Origin of the sequence: Actinoplanes sp. NPDC048791 (assembly GCF_040650095.1) — a bacterium.
GTDB lineage: Bacteria > Actinomycetota > Actinomycetes > Mycobacteriales > Micromonosporaceae > Actinoplanes.
This window is the reverse complement of the sequence record NZ_JBEZGQ010000673.1, coordinates 1-4739: the sequence shown is the minus strand read 5'-3', so window position 1 is coordinate 4739 and position 4739 is coordinate 1. Positions and strand designations below refer to the sequence as shown.

Here is a 4739-nt window from a genome sequence, read left to right as displayed (position 1 = left end):
TTGAGGTGCAGGACGACGTCCAGGGCGTTGGCCTGCGTGGGCTGGCCGGCGCTGTAGGGGTTGGTGTCGTCGGGCCAGCCGACCCAGTTCTTGGTGCTGTAGGCCATGCCGATGTTGTCCGCGCCGACGGGGATCATCGGCACCTGCTCCACGAAGATCTTCTGGATCGTGTTGAGCGCGGTGGTGCGGGCGGCGTCGTCGGCGGCGTTGGCGTACGCGGCCAGCGCCGCGGTCGCCTCGGGGCTGTTGAAGCGGCCGAAGTTGCCACCCGGGGAGGCAGTGCCGATCTTCTTCAGCAGCTTGCCGTCCATGATGGTCTGGTAGATGTCGTACGGCGTCGCGCCACCGTTGGTCCAGCGGAAGGTGGCGTCGAACTTGCCCTCTTCCACGTTGCGGAACCAGGCGTCCTGGTTGGCCTTGTCGACCGTGGCCGCGATGCCGATCTGCGCGAAGTTGTCCTTCACGATCTCGAGCGAGGTCTGGTAGTCGGACCAGCCGCTCGGGTCGGTCAGGGTGATCTTCACCGGCTTGCCGCTCGGGTCCTTCAGCGTGGTGCCCTCGAGCTTGAAGCCGGCCTCGGTGAGGACCTTCTTGGCGCCCTCGACGTCGACGGCCTGGGTCTTGCCCTTGTACTCCGGCGCGACGTACGCGTCACCGGCCGGCGACGGCAGACCGGTCACGCTGGTGACCAGCGGGTGGAAGTAGCCGGCCTCGGCCTGGTTGAAGATGTCCTCGCGGTTGACGACCATGCTCATCGCCTTGCGCAGGGCCACGTTGTCGAACGGCGCCTTGGTGGTGTTGATGTAGAGGCCGTGGATGCCGAGCACCGGCGGGGCCCACACCTTATAGTGCGCCGGGTCCTTGTCGATGAAGACCGTCTTGTAGTTCGGGATGAAGACGAAGCTCCACTCGTTCGAACCGTCGGACAGCGCGGTCGTCTGCGCGTTGTTGTCGGTGTACGACGTGTAGCGCAGCTCCTTGACCTGCGGCAGGTCCTGCCAGTAACCGTCGGCGCGCACGGTCAGCGTGGTGGTCTGCGGGGTGAAGGACTTCAGCGTGTACGGGCCCGAGCCGACCGGCGTCTTGTTCGGGTCGGTGGTGGGGTCCTTGATGCCTTCCCAGATGTGCTTGGGCACGATCGGGGTCTGGCCCAGCCACTTGTCCTTGTAGACGAACATCGAGCTGGTGAACGTCACCGTCACGGTGTTCCCGCTGGCGCTGATGTCGCCGTACGGGGTGGCGGCCAGGTTCAGCGCCTCGTTCTTCTTGATCAGGTTGAACGTGTAGGCGACGTCGTCACCGGTGACCGGCTTGCCGTCGGACCACTTCGCGTTGTCGCGGACCGTGATGGTCGCCTTCTTGAAGTCCGGCGTCCACTCGGCGCCGGTGGCCAGCCACGGGCGGGACGGCTCGGCCGGCTTCACCGGGTTCCACATCAGCAGCGGCTCGTAGATCATCCAGCGATAGCCGAGCGAGGCGCCCGCCGACGTGGTGAGGAACGGGTTGTGGTTCTCGGTCTGCGGGCCGTTGGGCATGCCGACGGTCAGGAACGTGGCCCCGCTGCCGGCCTTCTTGTTGCCCTCGTTGGGGGAATCGCCACAGGCGGCGAGGCCGCCCGAGGCCAGCACGCCCGCCAGGGCGACCGCGAACAATTTCCTGCGCTGCATCTCTGATTTCTCCTCAGGTGGTGCGAATCGGGTGAGAGGGGGTGCCCCGAGGCAGGGCGAGTGCGCCGGACGTCGGAACGCCGGCCGTTTTGCGGATCTATGGGGGTGTGACGGGGGAGTGCGGCTTATGCGGAGTCGGGCTCCGGGCTCACGCCGGTGGAGCCCCGGACGGTGAACGTGGCGGGGATGACGGTCGGGCGGTTGGGCAGGGGTGAGCCCTCGAAGTGGGCGAGCAGCGTGCGCGCCGCCGCCTCGCCCATCTCGCGCAGCGGTTGGTGCACGGTGGTCAGCGGCGGCTGGGTGTGGGCCGCCATGGGGATGTCGTCGAAGCCGACCACCGCGACGTCCTGCGGGATGCGCCGGCCGCTGTCGAGCACGGCCTGCATCGCGCCGGTGGCCGAGAGGTCGTTGTGGGCGAAGATCGCGTCGAACTCCACACCGGACTCCAGCGCCGCCTGCACGAGCTCGAAGCCGCGCGCGATCGTGAAGTCGCCCTGGAGCACGCGGTCCGGCGTGACCGGGTGGCCGGCCTCGGCGAAGACGCTCGCGAAGCCGTCGAGCCGCTGCACCGTGCAGCCGAAGCGCGCGGGACCGGCGACGACCAGCGGCTTGCGCCGGCCGATCTCGAGCAGGTGCCGGGCGGCGGCGCCGGCGCCGGTGTGGTTGGTGGTGCCCACGCTGGGGATCTGGCCGGGCTGCACGTCACGGTCGTCGATCAGCACCACCGGCAGGCCGCGGGCGTGCAGCATGGCGATGTAGTCGAGGGTGCCCTCGGGCTCGATGACCAGCAGCCCGTCGAAGCTCTTGGCGGAGACCTGGGCGCCGAACTGACGCATCGACTCCTCGCCGCGGTTGCAGGTGAACAGCAGCAGGCCGTAGCGCTCGGTCTCGAGCACGTCCACGGCGCCCTGCAGCACCTCGCCGATCCACGGCCAGGTCAGCGAGGGGACCAGCATGCCGACCACCCGGGTCCGGCCGCGGGCCAGGCCCACGGCCCGTGAGCTGGGCACATAGCCCAGTTCCTCGATGACCTTGCGGACCCGGGCGGCGGTCGACTCGTCCAGCTCACCCTTGCCGTTGAGCACCCGGGAGACCGTGGTCTTGCTGACCTTGGCCCGGGCTGCCACATCGGCGATGGTGATTGGCACGTGTCCTCCGACTTGTGTCCAGATGGTTGCACCGCAGTTTCGGAACCGGTTTCGGGAGCGGTTCCGGGAAGTTAACTCCGGTGAGCCGGGTCACGTCAACGCGTCGGTAGCTTTATTTAGGTTTCGAGACGGTAACTAGGTTGCGGCTTACTCGTTTACGTGCTTCGCGAGCCCCTCGATACCGGGTGAAACGGGCGGGATCAGGTCGCCGGGCGGCGCAGGCGCGCGGTGATCAGAGCGACCACCGTGGTGCCGGCGGTCATGCCGGCCAGCACGAGGAAGGTCCCCACCAGATAGAGCCCCGTCTCGTCCTCGCCGGCGGCCTGAGCGGTCCACGCCGCGGTGAACGCGACGGTCATCACGGCGGCGGCCGGCAGAGCCGGCACCCGCAGCAGCACAGCGGCGATCAGCAGCGCGGCCAGCGTCAGCACGGCGCCGGCGACCTGGGCGGTGGTGTACGGGCCCGAGTAGTTCCCGGTCTCGGGGTCGAGCGTCTTGGTGGTGTCCCGGCCCAGCCAGGCCCACCAGGTGAACACGGAGGCGGCGGCCAGGACGAGCAGGCCGGACAGGGCGCGGAGCTTGTTTGCGGGCATGGCACGAAACCTAGGGCGGTGTCCGGGGCGCGGGATGAGCCCGCGTACCCAGATCATCCGGGTACGGCGACACCCTCCACCCGGCGGACCACGTCGGGCAGCACGGCACCGAGGGCGGCGTCCACGATCAGGCCTGCGTACGGCTCGCCGCGGGTGACGCCCTGGTTGACGATGGCGACCCGGATGCCGTCCTTGGCGGCGCGCAGCACGAACCGCCGCCCGGACATCACCGTCAGCGAGGATCCGAGCACCAGCAAGGTCCGCGCGCCCGCGACGAGCTCGAAGCTGCGGCTGACCCGCTCGGCCGGCACGGTCTCGCCGAAGTACACGACGTCGGGCTTGAGCATGCCGCCGCAGGACCCGCAGTCGACCACCGTGAAGCCGTCCAGCTCGGCGTCGTCGATCTCCACGTCGCCGTCCGGGTTGACCGCGCTGACGGCCGCCGCGAAGCCCGGATTGGCCGCGTCGAGGCGGTCCGAGTGGACCAGCCGGTCGGACAGCTCACCGCAGTCCAGGCACGTGATCCGGGACAGGTTGCCGTGCAGCTCGACCACGCCGTGCGCGCCGCCCGCCTGGTGCAGCCCGTCCACGTTCTGGGTGATGATCCCGTCGAGGCGGCCCAGCTCCTGCAGCCGGGCCACGGCCCGGTGCCCGATGTTGGGCCGGGCGTCGCCGATGGTGCGCCAGCCCAGGTGGCTGCGTGCCCAGTAACGCCGCCGGGCGACCGGATCCCGGGTGAAGGCCTGGTACGTCATGGGGGTGGTGCGGCGGGCCGCGCCGGAGGGTCCGCGGTAGTCCGGGATGCCGGAATCGGTGGACAGGCCGGCCCCGCTGAGCACGACCACGCCGCCGTCGCCGACCCACTCGGCGAGCTGTTCGATCTGCGTCACCCGTCCATGGTCCCTCACCCGCCGGAGTGGGACGAAGGACGCACTCACGACTATCTGTGCACGCAGGGGCTGAGAACGGTAAGTTGTCAGGGTGGCCACTGTCGCGCGCCTGCTGCCCCGTTACTGGGACGGTCGACGCCTGCTGCAGTTCCTGGCCGGCCTGGCGCTGATCGCCCTGGCCTTCGCGCTCCCGTCGGTGCTGAGCCCGGCCGAGGCGCCCGCCGAGTCCCCGGTCACGATCATCACGACGGTCGACACCCCGCCGGGTCCGGCCGTGCCGCTGGTCGAGGTCCCCGCGCCGCGCCTGGGCGGCAGCCGGGCCGGTCTGGCCCTGAGCGCGCCGGCGAGCGGCGCGACCGGGACCGCCCAGGTCGCCCTGGCCGCTGAGACCGCCCTGGCCGCCGAGATCGTCCGGACGGCCGAGGCGGCCGAGGCCGCGGA

General features: G+C 70.1%; 5 protein-coding genes. 1 reads left to right on the top strand and 4 read right to left on the bottom strand.

Translation table 11 applies throughout. The annotated features are described in order from the left end of the window. The 4 genes from AB0C29_RS34210 to AB0C29_RS34195 form a co-directional block, all read right to left on the bottom strand. Positions 1 to 1667 (bottom strand): ABC transporter substrate-binding protein (locus AB0C29_RS34210; protein ID WP_360829153.1); only part of this gene is annotated, 1667 nt, incomplete at its 3' end. 125 nt (positions 1668 to 1792) lie between these two features. Further along, positions 1793 to 2815 (bottom strand): LacI family DNA-binding transcriptional regulator, encoded by a 1023-nt coding sequence (locus AB0C29_RS34205; protein ID WP_360829150.1) that lies wholly within the window; start codon positions 2813 to 2815, stop codon positions 1793 to 1795. Positions 2816 to 3015: 200 nt separating this feature from the next. Beyond that, positions 3016 to 3408 (bottom strand): hypothetical protein, encoded by a 393-nt coding sequence (locus AB0C29_RS34200; protein WP_360829147.1) that lies wholly within the window; start codon positions 3406 to 3408, stop codon positions 3016 to 3018. A 53-nt stretch (positions 3409 to 3461) separates the two neighbouring features. Next, positions 3462 to 4298: an NAD-dependent protein deacetylase gene (locus AB0C29_RS34195; protein ID WP_360829145.1), complete on the bottom strand. Its 837-nt coding sequence runs from the start codon at positions 4296 to 4298 to the stop codon at positions 3462 to 3464. A gap of 91 nt (positions 4299 to 4389) precedes the next feature. Between AB0C29_RS34195 and AB0C29_RS34190 the strand changes: the two genes are divergently transcribed. Beyond that, a partial coding sequence (locus AB0C29_RS34190; protein WP_360829142.1) for a hypothetical protein occupies positions 4390 to 4739 on the top strand: 350 nt, incomplete at its 3' end.

What these genes read in the sequence shown, in the direction of transcription:
- AB0C29_RS34200 (WP_360829147.1), bottom strand. Translation starts at nt 3,408, where the DNA reads ATGCCCGCAAACAAGCTCCGCGCCCTGTCCGGCCTGCTCGTCCTGGCC.